Source organism: Anaeromyxobacter oryzisoli, from assembly GCF_022690765.1.
Classification (GTDB): Bacteria; Myxococcota; Myxococcia; order Myxococcales; family Anaeromyxobacteraceae; genus Anaeromyxobacter; species Anaeromyxobacter oryzisoli.
Genome location: NZ_JALCZA010000005.1, coordinates 91038 through 109521 on the forward strand (window position 1 = coordinate 91038; position 18484 = coordinate 109521).

18 protein-coding genes, 1 tRNA gene and 1 pseudogene are annotated in these 18484 nt (G+C 73.1%); 7 read left to right on the forward strand and 13 right to left on the reverse strand.

Annotation, left to right across the window (positions count from 1 at the left end):
- Positions 1–142 precede the first annotated feature (142 nt).
- The 5 genes from MNZ27_RS02935 to msrA all read right to left on the reverse strand — a co-directional run bounded on the left by MNZ27_RS02935 (position 143) and on the right by msrA (position 4715).
- The gene (locus MNZ27_RS02935) at positions 143–1414 is read right to left on the reverse strand and encodes a cytochrome c3 family protein (protein WP_242392534.1); all 1272 of its coding nucleotides are present in this window, start codon (positions 1412–1414) and stop codon (positions 143–145) included.
- Positions 1411–2496: a cytochrome b gene (locus MNZ27_RS02940; RefSeq protein WP_242392535.1), complete on the reverse strand. Its 1086-nt coding sequence runs from the start codon at positions 2494–2496 to the stop codon at positions 1411–1413. Before MNZ27_RS02940 ends, MNZ27_RS02935 begins: the two co-directional genes overlap by 4 nt.
- Positions 2497–2498: 2 nt before the next feature.
- Positions 2499–2957, reverse strand: a complete 459-nt coding sequence (locus tag MNZ27_RS02945) for a QcrA and Rieske domain-containing protein (protein ID WP_242392536.1) — start codon at positions 2955–2957, stop codon at positions 2499–2501.
- 183 nt (positions 2958–3140) lie between these two features.
- Positions 3141–4025 carry an NAD(P)-dependent oxidoreductase gene (locus MNZ27_RS02950; protein ID WP_242392537.1) on the reverse strand — a complete coding sequence of 295 codons (885 nt, stop codon included), beginning with the start codon at positions 4023–4025 and terminating at the stop codon, positions 3141–3143.
- A 30-nt stretch (positions 4026–4055) separates the two neighbouring features.
- Positions 4056–4715: a peptide-methionine (S)-S-oxide reductase MsrA gene (gene msrA / locus MNZ27_RS02955; protein ID WP_242392538.1), complete on the reverse strand. Its 660-nt coding sequence runs from the start codon at positions 4713–4715 to the stop codon at positions 4056–4058.
- Between the two features lie 245 nt (positions 4716–4960).
- Here msrA and glgP point away from each other — a divergent pair, with 245 nt between their 5' ends.
- Positions 4961–7099, forward strand: coding sequence for an alpha-glucan family phosphorylase (gene glgP / locus MNZ27_RS02960; RefSeq protein ID WP_242392539.1), 2139 nt, complete (start codon positions 4961–4963; stop codon positions 7097–7099).
- Positions 7100–7103: 4 nt separating this feature from the next.
- Here the strand turns inward: glgP and MNZ27_RS02965 are convergent, their stop codons facing one another.
- Positions 7104–7436: a spore germination protein GerW family protein gene (locus MNZ27_RS02965; RefSeq protein ID WP_242392540.1), complete on the reverse strand. Its 333-nt coding sequence runs from the start codon at positions 7434–7436 to the stop codon at positions 7104–7106.
- 159 nt (positions 7437–7595) lie between these two features.
- Positions 7596–8411 carry an alpha/beta hydrolase gene (locus MNZ27_RS02970; protein ID WP_242392541.1) on the reverse strand — a complete coding sequence of 272 codons (816 nt, stop codon included), beginning with the start codon at positions 8409–8411 and terminating at the stop codon, positions 7596–7598.
- A gap of 325 nt (positions 8412–8736) precedes the next feature.
- On the opposite strand from MNZ27_RS02970, the gene MNZ27_RS02975 reads away from it, so the two are divergent.
- A complete protein-coding gene (locus MNZ27_RS02975; RefSeq protein WP_242392542.1) occupies positions 8737–9084 on the forward strand; it encodes a hypothetical protein in 348 nt (115 codons plus the stop codon).
- Positions 9085–9428: 344 nt separating this feature from the next.
- On the opposite strand, the gene MNZ27_RS02980 is transcribed toward MNZ27_RS02975, so the two are convergent.
- A complete protein-coding gene (locus MNZ27_RS02980; RefSeq protein WP_242392543.1) occupies positions 9429–9674 on the reverse strand; it encodes a hypothetical protein in 246 nt (81 codons plus the stop codon).
- Positions 9675–9788: 114 nt separating this feature from the next.
- On the opposite strand from MNZ27_RS02980, the gene MNZ27_RS02985 reads away from it, so the two are divergent.
- Positions 9789–10142 carry a helix-turn-helix domain-containing protein gene (locus MNZ27_RS02985; protein ID WP_242392544.1) on the forward strand — a complete coding sequence of 118 codons (354 nt, stop codon included), beginning with the start codon at positions 9789–9791 and terminating at the stop codon, positions 10140–10142.
- Between the two features lie 56 nt (positions 10143–10198).
- The gene (locus tag MNZ27_RS02990; RefSeq protein WP_242392545.1) at positions 10199–10627 is read left to right on the forward strand and encodes a pyridoxamine 5'-phosphate oxidase family protein; all 429 of its coding nucleotides are present in this window, start codon (positions 10199–10201) and stop codon (positions 10625–10627) included.
- 89 nt (positions 10628–10716) lie between these two features.
- Here the strand turns inward: MNZ27_RS02990 and MNZ27_RS02995 are convergent, their stop codons facing one another.
- Positions 10717–11622, reverse strand: coding sequence for an alpha/beta fold hydrolase (locus MNZ27_RS02995; RefSeq protein ID WP_242392546.1), 906 nt, complete (start codon positions 11620–11622; stop codon positions 10717–10719).
- Positions 11623–11884: 262 nt separating this feature from the next.
- Positions 11885–12640 carry a YecA family protein gene (locus tag MNZ27_RS03000; RefSeq protein WP_242392547.1) on the reverse strand — a complete coding sequence of 252 codons (756 nt, stop codon included), beginning with the start codon at positions 12638–12640 and terminating at the stop codon, positions 11885–11887.
- A gap of 998 nt (positions 12641–13638) precedes the next feature.
- Between MNZ27_RS03000 and MNZ27_RS24205 the strand changes: the two are divergent.
- A pseudogene (locus tag MNZ27_RS24205) lies at positions 13639–13905 on the forward strand (DUF4034 domain-containing protein); the annotation flags it as partial.
- 57 nt (positions 13906–13962) lie between these two features.
- Entirely contained in the window at positions 13963–16224 is a 2262-nt protein-coding gene (locus MNZ27_RS03005; RefSeq protein WP_242392548.1) for a carboxypeptidase-like regulatory domain-containing protein, read from the forward strand.
- A 111-nt stretch (positions 16225–16335) separates the two neighbouring features.
- Here the strand turns inward: MNZ27_RS03005 and MNZ27_RS03010 are convergent.
- Positions 16336–16411: transfer RNA gene (locus tag MNZ27_RS03010), tRNA-Gly, on the reverse strand.
- A gap of 196 nt (positions 16412–16607) precedes the next feature.
- Between MNZ27_RS03010 and MNZ27_RS03015 the strand changes: the two genes are divergently transcribed.
- Complete coding sequence (locus tag MNZ27_RS03015) at positions 16608–17312, forward strand: molybdopterin-dependent oxidoreductase (RefSeq protein WP_242392549.1); 705 nt, start codon at positions 16608–16610, stop codon at positions 17310–17312.
- A 1-nt stretch (position 17313) separates the two neighbouring features.
- Here MNZ27_RS03015 and MNZ27_RS03020 read toward each other — a convergent pair whose 3' ends face one another.
- Both MNZ27_RS03020 and hisG read right to left on the reverse strand, forming a co-directional pair.
- Positions 17314–17697, reverse strand: a complete 384-nt coding sequence (locus MNZ27_RS03020; protein WP_242392550.1) for a zf-TFIIB domain-containing protein — start codon at positions 17695–17697, stop codon at positions 17314–17316.
- Positions 17698–17810: 113 nt separating this feature from the next.
- On the reverse strand, positions 17811–18473 hold the full coding sequence (gene hisG / locus MNZ27_RS03025; RefSeq protein ID WP_242392551.1) for an ATP phosphoribosyltransferase: 663 nt from the start codon (positions 18471–18473) through the stop codon (positions 17811–17813).
- Positions 18474–18484: the final 11 nt, after the last annotated feature.

An 18484-nucleotide genomic window follows, 5' to 3' on the forward strand; every position in this document is an offset into this window, starting at 1 on the left:
ACGGGTCTCAGGGCCCCGCGACGGCGGCCGCTGCCAGAGGTGCCCCGGCTTCGGGGGGCCGGCGCTCCTCGAGCGGCGTCGCGACGAGCCCGTTCCTGCTCGCGTGACCGAGGCGCCAGCCGGCTCTTCTCGCCTGAAGGCGTCAGCGGCGACCGGCGTTCGCCTGGCGCCGCCGCGCGTCCACCACGCGGATCTGGAGGAGGAGCGCCACGATCGTCACGAGGATGACGACGAGCGCGACGAGGAGCCCCGTTCGCCGGTAGCGGATCTCGCCGAAGGCGCGGCTCGCCAGGTCGAGCGCCTTCCGAGACGCCACGCTCGCCTGCCGCGTCTGTTCGTCGACCTGCCGCGGATACGCGGCGTGGACGAGCGTGCGCGCCTGCACGATCTGCTGGCGGGCGTCCTCGAGCGCGACCTGCGCGTCGGTCATGAGCATGCCCCGCTCCCGCGCCGCCTCCACCCGCGCCTCGGCGTTCCTCAGGAGCGCGGTCGCGCCGCCGAGATCGGCGGCCAGCTTCGCGGCCGCCTCTCCGCCCGGATCGTCGGGCGCGTGGCACCTCGCGCAGACCGCCCCCTTCCCCACGCCGACCCAGGCGTCGTCGGGGTGGAGGATGTCGTGGTGACCGTGGCACTCGCCGCACGCGCTGAGGGACCCCGCCTCGAACGCGGACAGGTGGGGCGAGCCGCGGAAGAGCTGCATGTTCCGCGGGTGGCACTGTCCGCAGACCGCCGGCACCGACTCGACGCCGGGGGGCGCCGCGCCGTGCGAGCCGTGGCACCGCGGGCAGGTCGGCGCCGAGAGATCGCCCGCGACGAGCGCCGCGTGGTGCACGGAGCGCTCCCACCGCTCCACCGGGCCTTGCCCACCTGGCCGCGCGTGGCACCGCGCGCAGGTCGAGGCGACCCGCGTCGGGTACACGGGCGAGCGCGCGTCCCGGGTCGAGACGATGCCGTGCGCCTGGTGGCACGAGCTGCACACCGCCGCGCGGGGGTTGCCCCGCGCGAGCTCGGTCGCGTGCCGGCTCGTGACGTACCGCGCGAGCTGGTCGGTCGGGAGGTTCGGCGCGTAGCGCTTCATGAACACCACGTCGGCGTGGCAGCCCCCGCAGAGCGTGGGGACGTCGCGCAGCGCGGGCGCGCCGCGGAACCCCTTCGCGCGCGACATGGCCACCTCCTGGTCGGGGGAGGTCGGGTCGCCGCCGTGGCACGCGGTGCAGCCGAGGCCGCGCTGGGAGTGGACGTCGCGGGTGAACGCCTCGACGGGCTTCGCGAGCTCGCCCCCGAGGCCGGCGTGGCACTCCACGCACGTGCCGCCGGGCGGCGCGGTCGGGGGCTCGGCCGCGGCGGCGATCCGGATGATCGCGACGAGCGCGAGCGGAATCAGCGCGATCGCCGCGCGCGCCGCGGCGGTCACGACCGCCTCCCGGCGAGCGCCGCGTAGAGCGTCATCGCGGCGGCGTAGAGCAGGACGGCGAGCCCGACGACCGTCGCCGTGCGGCTCGGCTCGCCGCGGCGCGACGCGCGGTCGAGCACCGGGGCGAGGAACCACAGCACCGCCGCCGCGCCGAACGCGGCGAGCCCGAGGAGCTCTCCCTCCACGCCGAGGATCCGGGCGGGGAGGAGCTTCAGCGTCTGGAAGACGAAGAGGAAGTACCACTCCGGCTGGATGCCGGCGGGCGCCGAGGCGAACGGATCGGCGCGCGCGCCGAGCTCCCACGGACGGAACGCGGCGAGCGCCGCGAGGAGCGCGAGGCCGATGAGCCACACGACCAGCTCGCGGAGCGTGAAGTCCGGCAGGAACGGGATCCCCGGGCGGCGGCGCGCCTCCTCGCGCAGCGACGGCGGCACGTGCACGTTGTGGCGCTGCACGAGGAGGAGGTGCAGGCCGAGGAGGACGAAGGCGAGGAGCGGCAGCACCGCCGCGTGCAGCCCGAAGAAGCGCGTGAGCGTCGCGCCGGAGACGTCCTCGCCGCCGCGCAGGACGCGGAGGAGCGATCCCCCGACGAGCGGGACCTTGCCCACCATGTCGGTGCCGACCCGCGTCGCGAAGAAGGCGAGCGTGTTCCAGGGGAGCAGGTACCCGGAGAACCCGAACCCGAGGGTCGCCGCGAGGAGCAGCATCCCCGTCCACCAGGTGAGATCCCGGGGGCGCCCATACGAGCGCATCAGGTACACGCTGGACATGTGGACGACGACGGAGAGGACCATCAGGTTCGCCGACCAGGCGTGGACCGAGCGCACCAGCCAGCCGAACTCGACCCGCGTCATCACGAACTCGACGCTCTCGTACGCGGCCTCGGGTGTCGGCCGGTAGTAGAGGAGCAGGAGGATCCCCGTCGTGACCTGGACGGCGAGGAAGAAGAGCGAGAGCCCGCCGAAGAAGTACGCCCACGTGAGGCGGTGACGGGGGACCTCCTTCTCCCGGAGGAACGCGACGACGGGCTCGAGCCGGAGCCGGTCGTCGAGGAATCGCCAGGCGGAGCGGGCCGACCTCATGCTCACCCCTGCTGCCGCGAGACCCAGATCTCGTCGCCCTTCACCGCCACGTCGTAGCGCTCGAGCGGCCGCGGAGGCGGGCCGGCGATCGGCACGCCCTCCAGGCTGTAGTGGCCGTCGTGACAGGCGCACCAGATGTGCTGCAGGTCCTTGCGGTACTGGACGGTGCAGGCGAGGTGCGTGCACACCGCGGAGAAGGCGCGGATCTCGCCGCCGGGCGTGGCGACCACGATCCCAGGCTTCGCCCCGAAGCGGAAGGTCTTCCCGGAGCCCGGCGGCAGCTCGGAGCGGCGGCCGGCGAGGACGCGGCCGGTCTGCGACTCCGCGCTGGGCGGAGGCAGGACGTAGCGGACGAGCGGGTACAGGATCGAGAGCGCGACGGCTCCGAGCGAGGTCCCGAGCAGCCAGGACAGCCACGCGCGGCGGGTCGGCTTCGCCTCGGCGGCGGCGTTCGGGCTCACGTTCCCTCCTCGGCTTCGCTCGGCGAGCGCGGGGGAGACCTCCCGCGCCCGGAACGCCAGATTCGAGCGCCCCGCGCCGCGCGGTGTCGAGCGACGGTTCGGGGACGACCCGCGGAGACTCGCGGCCGGGCGAGCGCCCGCACGTGCGGCCGAGCTCGCGATCGGGCTGCCGATCGGTGGAGATCAGACGATCGTCCCGCGCCGGGCCGTGCTCACGCGCCCCACCGCCGCCCAGTCCTCGTCGGCGTGCCCGCCCGCGATCGCCGCGACGAAGCGGTAGAGGAGGACGCTCCCGAGCGGCATGGGCACGGCGGCGCGCTCGGCGGCCTGGAGCGCGAGGCGGACGTCCTTCGCGCCCAGCGCGAGCCGGAACCCCGCCGGCGCGAAGGCGTTCCCGGCGATCCTCTTTCCGTACGCCTCGACGAAGGGCGACTGGAGTACCGCGCCGTTCAGCACGTCCAGGAAGGTGGCGTCGTCCACGCCCCCGCTCTCGACGAGGGCGTAGGCCTCGCCGAGGGCCTCGAGCGTCACGGCCATGACGAAGTTGGCGGCGAGCTTCACCACGTTCGCCTTCGGCGGCTCGACCCCGACCACGCGCACCTGCTTCCCGATCGCGTCGAGGATGGGGCGGCTCGCCTCGAGCGCGTCCGGTGCCCCCGCCGCGAGCACGACGAGCTCGCCGCGCTCGGCGATGCCGGGTCGTCCCAGGACGGGGGCCGCGACGTAGCGCTGGCCGGCGGCGGCGTGCCGCTCCGCCATCCGCGCGGAGAGCTCCGGGCTGATCGTGCTCGACGAGACGTGCACCGCGCCGCGGGGGAGGGTGCGCGCCGCGCCGTCGCCGCCGAAGAGCGCCTCCTCGACGGCGGCGTCGTCCGACAGCATGGTCACGAGCGCGTCCACCCCGCGCGCCGCCTCGGCCGGCGCCTCGGCGATCGCCGCGCCGCGGGCCGCGAGCGACGCGGCCTTGCCGCGCGTCCGGTTGAACACGACGAGCTGGTGCCCGGCGGCGACGAGCCGGGCCGCCATGCCGCTCCCCATCCGGCCCAGCCCCACGAAGCCGATCCTCATGCTCAGCCTCCGCCGTCCTGCCGCTTGCTGTCAGGATTTGTCCCGCGGGCGATGCGGCACCGGGCAGGACAGGTAACCGTGCTTCTCGTCCCACTGCTGGTGGTAGTCCTCCGCCCGCCAGAACGGGCCGGCGGGGGCGATCTCGGTCGTGATCGGGTCGGCGAGCCGCGCCTGCTCCGCGGCGCGCGACGCGAGCGCCTCCGCTTGCTGCTCGGGGCCGAAGGTGAAGATCGCCGAGCGGTACTGGCTGCCCTCGTCCGGCCCCTGCCGATCGCCGCTGGTCGGGTCGTGGGTCTGCCAGAAGAAGTCGAGGAGCTGCCGGTACGTCACCCGGGTGGGGTCGAACTCGACGAGGACCGCCTCCGCGTGCCCCGTCCGGTGCGAGCTCACCTCGTCGTAGGTCGGGTTCGCGGCGTGGCCGCCGGTGTAGCCCACCGCGGTGGCGACGACGCCGGGCACCCTCCGGAAGCGCTCCTCCACGCCCCAGAAGCAGCCCTGCGCGAACACGGCGAGCTGGTTCCTCCCAGAGGGGACGAGCGGGGTGCCGCGGCCGACGTGGCCTGGGTTGGTCCCGAGGCTCGGGTTCCCGATCATCGGCTTCCCTCCACGCGCCGCCAGCGCGGGCGCGCCGGCCTTCACCACCGCGACCACCGCGAGGGCGAGCGCGCCGAGCAGCGCCGCGGTCTTCATGGCCTCGCCCCCGCTCGACGGTAGGTCTTCACGCCCCTGCGCATAGCCGCCGGGATCGTCCGGTGCGAGCCGTTCGGCGAAGAGCGTCCGGCGTGGGGCGCGCTCGTCCCTCGGGCTATCGAGCCGTTAGGAGCAGGCGCGCCGCGACCGCGCATCTCGCCCTGGCCTCCGGCGGCTGCCCGTCGCACCTTCGCGAGGACGGCGCTTGGCCCGGCGCAGGGCCTCGTGCCGACGGCGAGGCGGCGATGGCAGAGACCACGGCGCGCAGCGAACGCGAGACGCTCGCCGCGCGGCTCCCCGAGCCGCTCCGCCCGCTCGCTCGCCTCGCCTACAACTTCTGGTGGTCGTGGCAGCCCGAGGGCGATGCCCTCTGGCGATCGATCGACCCGGAGTGGTGGGACGCGTGCGGGCAGAGCCCGGTGCGGCTCCTCCGCGAGGCGCCGCAGGACACGCTCGACCGCGCCGCGGCCCTCCCGGCGATCCTCGAGCGCATGGAGCGGCTCTCGCGCGGGCTCGACGAAGCGCTGGCGCGGCCGTGCACCCCCGCGCTCCCAGCCATGCCCGACGCGCCCATCGCGTTCTTCTGCGCGGAGTACGGCGTCCACGCCTCGCTCCCGGTGTACGCGGGCGGCCTCGGGGTCCTCGCGGGCGATCTCCTCAAGGAGGCGTCGGATCGGTGCGTCCCGCTCGTCGGGGTCGGGCTCCTCTACCGACGAGGCTACTTCCACCAGCGGCTGGACCGGTCGGGGTGGCAGCACGAGTGCTGGACCGTCTCGGCCCCGGAGCAGCTCGCGGTCGAGCGCGTCCTCGGCGCGAGCGGTGCGCCGCTCGCGGTCGAGATCCCGGTGCGGGACCGGATGGTGCACGCGAGCGTGTGGCGCGCGGACGTCGGACGCGTGCCGCTCTACCTGCTCGACACGGACGTCCCGGAGAACTCGGGCGTCGAGCGGTTCATCACCGCGCAGCTCTACATCGGCGGGCGCGAGTACCGCCTCCTGCAGTACGTCGTGCTCGGGATCGGCGGCGTGCGGGCGCTCGAGGCGATGGGCGTCCACGCCGTGCTGCTGCACCTCAACGAGGGGCACCCCGCGCTCGCCGCGCTGGAGCTCGTCCGCGATCGGCTCGCCCGCGGCGAGCCGATCGAGCGCGCCCTCTCCGCCGCCCGCGGGCGCGTCGTCTTCACCACGCACACTCCGGTGGCGGCGGGCAACGAGACCTATCCCGTCGCCGAGATCGAGCACGCGCTCCGCACGTTCGGGGCCGAGGTGGGGGCAGCGGCCCCCGCGCTCCTCGCCCTCGGCCGGCCCGAGGGGGCCGCCCCCTCGCAGCCGTTCGGGATGACGGACCTCGGCCTGCGCGCGAGCCGATCGACGAACGCGGTGAGCCGTCGGCACGGCGAGGTGGCCCGCGCGATGTGGGCGCACCACTGGCCCGACCGGCGCGAGGACGAGATCCCCATCGGACACGTGACGAACGGCGTCCACGTCCCGACCTGGATGGCGGGGCCCATGCGCGCGCTGCTCGACCGCCACCTCGGCCCCGAGTGGATCGAGCACCCCGCCGATCCCTGGCGCTGGGCGGCGATCGACGCGATCCCGGACGAGGAGCTGTGGGCGACGCGCTGCCGGCTCCGCGCCGACCTGGTCGCGTTCGCGCGGGCGCGCTCCGTCTCGGATCGGCTCGCCCGCGGCGAGCCCATCGAGTACGTCGAGCGCGCCTCGCGCTCCTTCGATCCCGACGTGCTGACGCTCGGCTTCGCCCGGCGCGTCGCCTCCTACAAGCGCCTGAACCTCCTCGTCGCCGACACGGAGCGGATCGTCGCGCTCCTTGGCGGCGCCCACCGGGTCCAGCTGCTCGTCGCCGGAAAGGCGCACCCGCGCGACGACGCCGCAAAGGCGATGGTTCGACACGTCTTCGGCTTCAAGGAGCAGCTCGCGGCGCGCGTGGTCTTCCTGGAGGATCACGATCTCGCCATGGCGAAGCTCCTCGTCGCGGGCTGCGACGTCTGGTTGAACCTGCCGCGCCCCCCGCTCGAGGCGAGCGGGACGAGCGGGATGAAGTCGGCGATGAACGGGGGGCTCAACCTCGGCATCCTCGACGGCTGGTGGTGCGAGGGTTACGACGGCGCGAACGGCTGGGCGATCCGCTCGGACACGATGCTGGACGCCCCGCTGCAGGACGCCCGCGACGCGGACGCGCTCTACGGCCTCCTCGAGCGCGAGGTGGTGCCGCTCTTCTACGAGCGCGACGCCGGCGGCGTGCCGCGCGGCTGGGTGCGGCGGGTGAAGGCGTCGCTCCGCAGCCTCGGCCCCGCCTTCAACACCGCCCGCACCATGCGCGACTACCTCGTGCAGGTCTACGCGCGGAGCGGCGTCGCGAGCTAGCCCGCTACCTCCTCCGCAGCCCTCGCAGCAGCGCGAGCAGGCCGATCGCGCAGACGATCTGCATCCCGAGCACGATCCGGTTCACGTCCACTGCCGGTCGCCAGCTCACCTCGCCGTGCTTCACCACGTACACGCCGGCGGGCCTGGCGCTGACGCCGAAGCCGCCCCCCTCGCCGGAGCCCTGTCCCGACGGCCCCGCGCCGCCCCCGCCGCCCGCGCCGCCACCCACGATGGCCACCGGGATGAGGGTGACGTCTCCCTGCTGGATGGGATCCCCGAAGACCCGCTTCACCGACAGCGCATCTCGCGTCTGCGCGACCAAGGCCTGCACGTCCATCGTTCACCTCCCGAGGATGGGACTGCCACGTCGATGCGCTCCGGGCCGGGGCGGCGCCGCGCTCTTCCGGGCGCGCGCGCCGCCGAGCGGGCGGCCGCCTGGCCATTCGCCGGACAGGCGTCGGCGTGGCCGGGCGCGCTGCGCGTGCGCCTCACCGGCTCACCGCGCGAGGAACCCGACCATCTCTCGCCATCGGCCGAGCCCCGGCCGCCAGTCGACGGAGTTGTGCCCGGCCCGCGCGTCCACCCAGAGCCGTTTCGGCGCGGGCTGCGCATGGAAGAGCGCGAGGCCGAGGTCGGGGAACACCACCTCGTCCCGGCCCGCGACGAGGAATGCCACCGGCCCGCGGTAGCGCGGGAGCGCCCGGTCCGCGCGGTACGCGTCGCGGAAGAGCCAGCCCGGGAGCGGGCCGTAGTGGCGGCGCGCGACGGACGGAACGCTCGCGAGCGGCGTCACCAGGATCAGGCCGTCCACCTCACCGGGCGCCGCGGCGGCGGCGAGCGCCGCGACCGCGGAGCCGAGCGACTCGCCGGCCAGCCACACGGGGCCGCTCCCCTCGCGCCGCGCGGCCCGCACCGCCTCCAGCGCCGCGGCGACGAGCGCGCGCTCCGTCGGCTCGCCAGGCCGCGGACCGTACCCGGGGTACTCGAGGAGGAGCACGTCCAGCGGCCACGCGGGATCCGCGTCGCGGAACGCCTCCGCGAAGTAGGTGCGCTCGAGCGCGGAGCCGGCGTTGCCGTGGAGCACGACGAGCCGTGCCCGCGGCGCGCCCGAGGGGTGGCGGACCCGCCACCCGAGCAGCGCCCCGGCGTCGTCCACCCACGGTTCGAGCCCGAGGGCGCGCGCCCGCATCTCGGCGCCCGCGCGGGGCTCGCGGAGCGGGAAGTAGAGGAAGCGGCGCTCGACCGTGGGGAGCACGGCGAGGGCGACGCCGGCCAGGAGCAGCGTCGCGGCCGCGAGGAGGGCGAGGCGCACGCGCCGAGGGTATCGCACCCGCGCCACGTCCCGATTCGCACGAGCTCGGGGACGCGAACCGAACCGCGGCGACGGTACCCCGAGGGGGCCGGCTCTTAACTCGCGGCTCGGCGGTGGGTCGAACGTTCAGATGACGTCGCTTCGAAAGCTGGCGGTGTGCGCGATGCTGGGCGTCGTCCCTGCCCTGGCTCGGCCGGCACCTGCGCCGGATTCCGACGAGCCCCGCTCGCAGGTCACGCCGCCCTCTCCGCCTCCGACCGAGCCGCCCCCTCCGGCTCCGTCTTCGACCCCACCGGCTCCGCAGGAGCAGGCTCCTGCTGCACCGTTGCCCGCAGGTCAATGGGTCTACACCCAGCAGTACGGCTGGATCTGGATGCCGTACGGCGATGCCTTCACGTACGTGCCGCCGAACGGGTACGGCGAACCGTTGGAGTACGTCTTCTACCCGTCCTTCGGCTGGAGCTGGGTCGTCGCGCCGTGGATCTGGGGCAGCGGCCCGTGGCCGTACTTCGGGACCTTCGGCCCGAGGCGGTTCGCCTGGTACGGGCACGGCTGGTGGCGATCCCCGTCGCGCTGGCACTACAGACCCGCGCCGGTCCGCGGTCACCCCGCGCGGCCCGGCGTCAGGCCGGCGCCGGTCCGCCCCGGTGGCCGGGGCGAGCGCCGTCGCTAGACGAACGGAGACGTCGGCGTGCATCCGGACCGGAAGCGCGTGCCTCCGTGACCCGCACGGTCCGTGACCGGCTCGAGCGGGTCGCGTCCACACCGGTGCGGACGATGCGCCTTGCAGGCGACGCCCGAGCCTCTCGGCGCCGACGCTGGACGCGGCGGTAGGATGTCCGCCATGAGGCGTATCTGCAAACTCGTCGGCGAGATCACCGCCGATCAACTGCGGTACGTGGACTGGGCGCTGGCGCGTGACCTGGGCGTGTTCATCCCCGTCGCTGGCCCGTGCGGCTACGCCATCACCACGGGGCACACGCATCCGGCGTGGTCTTTCATCGTGCCGTTCGACGATCACTGCCGCGTCCGGATCGACGGCGCCGTCGTCCGCTCGCGGCCCGGGCAGCTCTGCGCGATCGGCCCGGGCGTGCCGCACGAGGAGCTCACCGGGACCGCGCCGGCGCGGTACGCGGCGGTGTTCGTCGCGCCGGGGCTGCTGAGGCGCGCGCTGCGACACCACGGCCTCGACGCGCTCCCGCCGATGCGAGGCGACTGCTTCGCGGGGACGCAGGAGATCGTCGGCGCCGTTCGCGAGATCATGCTCGAGCGTTCGGCGCGCCTCCCGGGGCACGACGCCGTCGTGGACGCGGCGGCGACTCGGCTCGTGCACCTCATCCTCCGGGCGGTGCTGGGCGAGGGGCGGCCCCCGATCGGGTGCCGGAGCGCCGGGCCATCCGGCGCGCCGTCGAGCTTGCCGACGCGCACGTCGCCGAAGCGCTCACCGTACCCGACCTGGCGCGCGCCGCCGGGATGTCCCCCTTCCACTTCTCCCGCGAGTTCAAGCGCGAGACGGGGTGGCCCCCCGGGGCGTACCTGCGGCGCGCGCGGCTCGAGCGTGCGAAGCGGCTGCTCGCAGCGGACGATCGACCCGTCACGCAGGTCGCGCTCGAGTGCGGCTTCTGCAGCGCCTCCCACCTCGCGACCTCGTTCACGCGCGCGTTCAACCTGCCGCCCTCGCGTTACCGCGCGATGCTGCGGCGCGGTCACCATCGACCGCAGCGGCGCTGAACTCCGCCGCACGCGCGTGGAAGCGCGGCGGCGCGGCGGGGCGGTAGCGTTCCGCCATGCTCAGCCGCGAGATCATCGACTTCGCCAACCGGAACCCCGCCTGCTGGCTCGCCACGTGCGACGGAGAGCAACCGCGCGTGCGCGGGCTGCTCCTGTGGTACGCCGACGAACGCGGGTTCCACTTCCACACCGCGTCGACCAAGAGCCTGGCCGCGCAGCTCCGCCGCAACCCTCGCGTCGAGGTCGCCTTCTTCGAGCCGTCACCCGCGGGAGGCCGGATGATGCGCGTCACCGGCCGCGTGCGCTCCCTGGAGGACGCCGCGCTCCGGGACCGCCTCCTCGCCGACCGGCCCTGGCTCGCGAGCGTCCAGCGCGACCTCCCCGGCACGGAGCTCGTCCTCTTCGTGGTCGACGAGGGAGAGGTTCACCACTGGAGCATGGCGGTGAACGGCCGGGAGGCGTCACAGCCTCGGACGCGCTTCTAGCCTCGAAGGCGGCTGCCGTCGTCGGACCAGGCGATCCACCTCACGATCGGACATGAAGCAGCGCGAGCCGGTGTCGGCTTCGTCGTCGATCAGCGCGCGACGGAGAGCCTGGCGAGGAAGGCGTCGAGCGCGCGGTTCACGGCGTCCGGATCGTCGAGCTGCAGCCAGTGCGAGACGCCGCTTACGCGGGTGAGCGGGAGGTCGAGGACCTGGCCGGCCATGCTCTCCGCGTACGGATTGTCGGCCGCCTCGATCGCGACGGACGGCCCCCGATACGCGGCGATGCGTGCGCGCGCGTCCCGGAGCGCGAACATGCTCCGCCGAAGCGCCGCGAACGCGGGCGGATCCATGCGATCGGCGGAGGCGAGCACCGCCTCCCGGGTCGCGGGTCTCGCCTTCGGCCCCAGCATCCCCTCGAGCGCGGTGCGCCGCGCGCTCGCGTCGAACGAAGGCAAGGCCTCCTGCTCGATGATCGGCTGGAATGCCTCGGGCGGCACCGCGTGGAAGTCGCCGATCGCGTCGAGGTACACGAGCCCGGCCACGGTGTCCGGGTGCGCCACTGCATAGGTCGTGAGGACCGCGCCCGACATGCTGTGGCCGATCAGGATCACGCGCCCGAGCCCCATCGCGCGCCGCACCGCCTCGAGGTCGGCGGCGAGCGCCTCCACGGTGTAGACCCCATCCCGGGCCTTCTCGGACCGGCCGTGGCCGCGCTGGTCATACGCGACGACCCTGCGGCTCGCGCGCAGGTGATCGAGCTGCCCGCGCCAGACCTCCAGGTCCGCGGCGAGCCCGTGGAGGAGGACCACCGCGGGCTCGCCGACGCCGCCGTCCGACACCCGGAGCCGGCCAGCGGTGCCGTCCACGAAGATCGTGCGCTCCTTCGCCGGGGCCGGAGTCGCGGCGGATGACGCGACCGGCGGGGATGTCGGGTGGTGGTGCGCGCAGGCGGTGAACAGGATGGCGGCGGCGACGGAGCGAGCGCGGAGGTTCATGTCATCATCCGTCTACCACGCCGCGGGAAGCCTCGGCGCCGCCCGCGAGCTGGAGCACCCCCTCCGAATCCGGCGTCCGTTCACCTGCGAGAGGGCGAGCCACTCCGACCGCGCGAGGCGCATGTCGGGCTGAGCGGCGTCGGTCGGGGCGAGGTGCAGCACGGTGTCGAGCGGGTGGGAGCCGGCTCGCGACGGCCCGATACTCGTCAGCCGGCGCACCCCATCCATCAACAGGTTCTGGAGGTCGTCGAGAGGGTCGCCATCAGTGTTGCAGCGGGGCCGGTCCCCCGCAGCAGCGCTTCCACTTCTTGCCGCTGCCGCAAGGACAGGGATCGTTCCGGCCCACCCGGGTGGGCCTGGACGCCTGCAACCCGTCATCCGTGCCGCGCCCCTCGCGCCGCTGGTACTCCGCCAGGGCGTTCTTGCGTACGTCGTCGCCGACCGACATGAGGTCGTTCATCAGCGACTCGAGGGTACTCGTGAGGTCGTCGATCGACTTCATGGCTTCCCGGATCTGTTCTGCGGTATGGCTCGTCTTCCTGGCCAAGAGCTCCTGATACGCCTCCAGGAATGCGCTCCCCTCCGCGATCCCATTCAAGAGGCGCTGCCCCTCCTCCCCGAGCTCCATCGGGTCATCGCCGCCGGCGTCGATCCCGCGCAGGAACCAGGTCAGCTCGGTCCTCCGGCGAGCGACCAGCGCGGACACGCTCTCGACGGTCGGCGGCGACGGATGATCGAAGCGTGACAAGCGGACCCCATCGCCATGGTGGTCGTGCACGATGGAGTTCCACAGCCACATGACCGCCTGGAGGTTCTCGTTGGCGTCCTTGACGTCCTCGCCGAGCTCCAGCTCCGAGCCGAAGATGTCTTCGAGGAGGTGCTGGGGGCCGATCCGGATGCTCGTGGAGGCCTGGGCCCCCATGAACAGCGCGCGGACCTCCGGCTCCGAGAGTCGCGCGTGGAGGCGGTCGAGGACTTCCTGGATGGAGCGGCTCGGCTGCTCGAGGCGGGCGTGCATGCTCGCACGCTACCCTTCCTGAATGGGGCGGGCCACTCCGCCAGCAGACGCGACGAGGCGGTGCGTCTCGCGCCGCGAGGTGTTGCTTCCCACGCTATTTCACCGTCCGTCCGTCATAATCCTTCACCATCGCAGGCGACCGCTTCCCGGTCTGGTCGATGCGGTGGTCCGATCGTGAGTTGAGCGGATCGCAGAGACCGGGAAGTTTCGGGCGCATGGAAGCGGCCGAGGTCTCGCACCTACAGGAGCGTGATCTGTTGTCACCGGGCGGCTCGAGGCGGCGCAGGTGTGAGCGCAGCCACGGGATCGCACGGAGACACCGCCTGACTCCGGGTGAGCCTGCCGGCGCGTGTCGGGCATGGGGCCCGGCCCGACAGTAAAGTGCCCGCCACGGTTGCAGCCGTGCGGGCTTCGGCTGGTGCAAGTTCGGTTCCCCACCGGGCTCACCAGCGAGGAGGTTCATCGACTGGGGCGCAAGGGCGTTCGACCCTGAGAATAAGGCTGGCCACGCGTTGCTCGCGGACGCCCAGACGCCGGCGTCTCGGGGGATGTTCCTCAACGTGTATTGAAGGGTTGCGGTGAACCGAGAAGTGACCGTCCGTGGTGTCGAGCTGCAGCGCGTTCAAGCCGACTGGGGCAACGGTTCCAGGCTGCTATAGTCCCACGGAGGGGAGGGGCCCCATGTACAGAGTGAGGTGTGCCCGGCTGCTCGCGATCCTGCTGGTCTTCAGCATCGCGGCTCGGCTTTTGCCGAGGAGAACTCGGCCGTCGAGGCTACGCGCAGCCTGACCTGGACCGAGGTCGTGCCCGCGCGGATCGCCGCGGAGGAGATCCCCCTGATCGGGCGCGCCGGCGTCGACGAGGCGGGGTTCCCACGCCAGGACGTCGATCGCGCCGCCGTCCACGGTCTGCTCGTCCGCCGGGAGTTCCAGCGCGTCACGAGGCTCGTGGAGGCGGTCCAGGCCAGGTTCGAGGCCGACCCACGGTACGAGGGCTGGATGGTGAGCGTGGGAGATGCGCTCGGTACCCCGCACCCGAAGGAGCTGGAGCTCATCGAGGCATGGATCGCGGCCTCGCCGCGGTCGTTCGCGCCCAGCTTGGCTCGCGGGATCTACTGGCAACGGACGGCGTTCCTCTGGCGCGGCGCCCGCATCGTGGCGGACACGTCGGACCGGGAGCTCCAGGCGATGTCGAAGGCCGTCGAGCGCGCCCGGACGGACCTCGATCGGGCCAGCTCCCTCCGGCCTGGGCTCACGCTGGCGCTGCAGGAGCTCATCAGCGTCCACCTGCTGCGTGGCTCGCGCGAGGAGGCCCGGCGCGCCATGGAGGGGGCCCTCGCCCGCTGCCCCAGCTGCTACTTCCCGCGCTTTATCTGGCTCCAGTCGATCCGGCCGCGCTGGGGCGGCAGTTTCGAGGAGATGGAGCGTTTCGTGAAGGAGCGCTCGGACCCCGCCGATCCGCGTCGCCCGTTTCTGGATGCGCTCGTGGCCTGGGACCGGGGGGAGGAGGCACGCTTCCTCGGCAAGATGGATGATGCGAAGACCTTCCACGAGCGGGCCTGCGCCAGCGGGCGCGGGGACGCAGCGATCGCGATCCTATGCGCTGGGGAGCGGCGTCACGCTTCTGATCTGTCGGGTGCGCTCTCGGACCTGAACCGTGCGGCGGAAGCTCACCCCGGGGATGACCAGGTCCGCCTGTCCCGCGCGAGCGCGCTCGCCGCGATGAAGCGGTGGGAGGAAGCGGGCCGCGATCTCCTGTACGTCCTCCGCACGAGCCCGACCGCCGCCCCTCGGCTCCACGAGCGCGTGGTGAACGCGCTCGCGGCCCTGGCTTGGAAGGCGGGTCAGGGGGGCCGGACCGATGACGCGGAGCGCCTGTACGCCCTCGCCCGCGAGCTCGCCCCCACGAACGAAGCCCTCGCGCTCAACGCGGCGCAGGCGCGTAAGCTGTCGTCAGGCACGGCTGGTCCCAGTCCTGGTGGACTGGAGGACGAACGGCCCAGCCTCACGCTCGTCGTGCGGGACGAAGCCGGCCGCCCCACGCCCGGCGCGGCCGTCGTCGCCCTCTCCCACCTGGGGACCGCGTGGGATCTCTTCCGTTCCCTGGAGCACCCGCGGGACGCTTCGGTGACCGACGCGGCTGGCATGGTTCGGCTGCCAGTCCAGGTCGGCCCGACGCTTGTCATGGCGCGCCTCTCCGGGGAAGCGCTGCGGGGAGCCGTCGTCCGGGTCGACGTTCCTCCCAGCGGTGGAACGACCTCGATCACGCCCGCGGGCCTGGGCAGGATCGCGGGCCGAGTGCTCGACCCGGGCGGTCGTTCGCTCGCCGGGGTCGAAGTGTGGGCCATTCCCGTGGTCGAGAAGGCGGACGCCCGGGCGCGGAGCTTCGCCGCGGCGACGTCGCTGGAGGATGGCTCCTTTGCGATCCGGGGGGTCGATCGAGGTCCGTACCGGGTGTTCACTCACAGCGACCTCCACGCCGGACCGAGAACCGGAGTCGCCGCCGCGGGGAACGGGCCGGACGTCGTGGTCCCCGTGCAGCGCTATCAGGTCCTCCGGGGACGGTTGCTGTTGACCAGTCCGAATGGGCCGGTACCGGCACCCGAGGCGGTGGTGACCGGGCTCGGCTACGGTCCGAGGAGCGCTCCGACGACGGAGGGGCGGTTCTCCTTCCGTTTCAGCGAGCGTTCACGGAACTCGGCCGTGTCGTTCTCCGTCCCTGGCCGACCGCCCGTGTACCGCACCCTCGACGTCCGCGGGGATGAGATCGACGTCGGCGAGATCGTGATCGGGGCGGGGCGGAAGCTCAGGGGTCGAGTGGTGGACCGCGCGGGCAACCCGCTCTGGCAGGCTGCGATCCGGACAGTCACCGGGCAGGAACTCGCGAAGACGGTCGTGGACGGCACGTTCGAGATCGAGATTCAGGACGGTCCCGTGGAGCTGAATGTCTGGCGTCAGGGTTTCCTGGCCGCGACCCGACAGATCGGCGCAGGCGATACCGAGGTCGCCGTGACACTCTCCCAGGGCGCCCAGCTGAAGGTCCTCGTGCTCGACGAGGAGGAGAAGCCCGTCGCCGACCTCGCCCTGCTCGCGATCGGCGCCGCGCCGTGCAAGACGGACCCCGGTGGCCGCTGCGAGCTCCGCGGGATCCCGCCGGGGGAGGCGGTCGTGGGGCCCTCGCTGTTCGGACGCACGCGCAGAGATCTCCCCGTCCCGCCCTCGCTCCACGTCCCAGGCCTGGGCGCGGACGAGGATCGTACGCTCCTCATCCGGTGGCCCCTGTCGCCGAACCGGCTCACGGTCGCGGTCGTGGACTCTGCCGGTACGGCGAAGTTGCCCCCAGTGCAGGTCTATCCCGCGACCCCGCGCGTGCTCGAGGCGATCTCCAGCTCGCGCGCGACGACGGAGCCCTACTACCTGGCCGATCGCCGCCTGGACAACCTGCCCGCCGGCCGGTACGTGGTCGTGCAACGAGGAAAGGGGGCCGCCTGCGCCATGGCCGTGGTGGATCTCCGTCGTGGGGATGAGCGGACGGTCACCCTGGAACCGCGGGACGGAGGTTGCGTGGGACCAACACCTCGCTGATCCCTGGGCCCGGCGCGATCCAAGCGGACGTTCCCCGGCCCAGAACCCTTGTCCGCCACCTTGTCCGAAAACGAGGAGGGGTCCCGCCTCTCGACGGAACCCCTCGTAATTTGGAGCGGGAAACCGGATTCGAACCGGCGACCCTCAGCTTGGGAAGCTGATGCTCTACCAACTGAGCTATTCCCGCGTCGCGGTCAGAGTTTTTGCCGCGAAGGCGGGCGGGAGTCAAGGAGTTCGGCGCGGGGGGCGATGGGGACCGGAGGGGGCGCCGGCCCGCGATCCGGGGGCGGCCGTTCCGAGGCCGGCGGGCGCGACGCCGGGCTGCGGGGGATCCGGCCAGACGCTAAGCTCCGTGGCCGGCCCGACCCTGGCCGGAGGACACCGTGGACACCGTGGAGGATCTCCAGCGCCGCATCGACGAAGGGGTCGCCCTCCTCCGCGCCCGCTTCGGCGCGAAGATGGCGGCGACGCCGTCGCTCTCCGACCCGCACCCGCAGGGCGAGGGCCCGCAGAACCGGCACGGGATGCCGCGCGAGCCGCCGGGCCAGAACGTCTTCGAGAAGCGGGAGTGGCCGGTGCTCGACCTCGGCGTGGAGACCCCGGACGTCGCGCCGGAGCGCTGGCGCCTCGTGGTGGACGGCCCGGTCGAGCACCCCCTCACGCTCTCCTACGCGGACCTCCTCGCGCTCCCGCAGGTGGAGCAGGAGGCCGACTTCCACTGCGTGACCGGCTGGTCGATCCTCGACCTGCGCCTTCGCGGCGTCCGCCTCGAGACGGTGCTCGCCCTCGCGCGCCCGGCGCCGGAGGCGACCCACCTCATGGCGCACGCCTCGGACGGCTACTCGACCAACCTCCCGCTCGAGGAGGCGCTCAAGCCGGACGTGCTCCTCGTCCACGAGGTGGACGGCGCGCCGCTCCCGCGCGACCACGGCGGCCCGGTGCGGATCGTCGTCCCGCAGCTCTGGGCGTGGAAGGGCGCGAAGTGGGTCTCGCGCCTCGAGCTCATGAAGGCCGACCGGCGCGGCTACTGGGAGATCCGCGGGTACTCGAACACCGCGTACCCGTGGCGGGACGACCGGATCTGGTGAGCTACTTCTTCTTCGAGAAGCGCTTGAAGAAGTCCACGACCTGCGCGTTGGCGCGGTCCCAGTCGAGCTCGGCCGCCGGCTCGTCCTCGTCGCCGTCGATCCAGACCCCGCCGCAGGATTCGCAGGTGTCGTAGGCGAGCGAGCGCTTCTCGCCGCCCTCGACGACCACGAGGTCCACGTTGCAGGCCGGGCACATGCCCGAGATCTCGTCCACGTTCACGAACCCGCCGATGGTGGAGAGGGCGGGCAGGTTGGCGTGCAGCAGCATCTTGTTCAGGTCGGCCGGGTCCACGACCCAGATCCCACCGCACTCCGGGCACCGTTGCAGCGTGCTGTCCTCGTGCGTGATCTCCTGCATCTCGACGCTGCACCGCGGGCAATCCATGACGTGAACGGGTCCTCCTCGGGACCGGTAGAGACGATGATCAGCGTGAACGGGGGCTCAAGCCGAAGACCAGTGTACGGACAACTGATACTAGACAGAAGCGGCGCCGGCTTTCAACGTGCTTTCCGGACCGGCGGTGCGACGACCGCCCGCAGGGCACCGATGAGGCGGCGGAGGCGCTCGGCGTGGAGCTTCAGGGCGACCCGGTTCACTACCAGGCGGGCGGACACCTGGAGGACCTCCTCCTCGATGACGAGCCCGTTCGCCCGCAGCGTCTCCCCGGTCTCGGTGATGTCCACGATCGCGTCGGCGAGCCCCAGCGAGGGGGCGACCTCGATCGACCCGTGGAGCGGGATGATCTCCGCGGGGACGCCCTTGGCGGCGAAATGCCGGGCGGCGAGGGAGAGGTACTTGGTCGCGACGCGCGGCGCCACCCCGCGGGGGAGCGGCGGCGCGTCCTTCGGCCGGGCGACCATGACGGTGCACCGGCCGATCCCGAGGTCGAGCGGCTCGTACAGGTCCCGGGGCTCCTCGCGGAGCACGTCGAGGCCGACGATCCCGACCTGGGCGGCGCCGTGCTCGACGTAGCTCGCCACGTCGGCGGCCCGGATCGAGATGAAGCGCAGCCCCGCCTCCGGCGCGTCGGCCGCCAGCTTGCGCGTCCCCTCGAGGAGCTTCCTGGGAGAGACCCCGAGCGCCCGCTCGAAGAGGAGGGAGGACTCCTCGAGGAGCCGCCCCTTCGGGACCGCCACGGTGATGAGTTCCGCCGTCGTCATGCGTCCGCCGA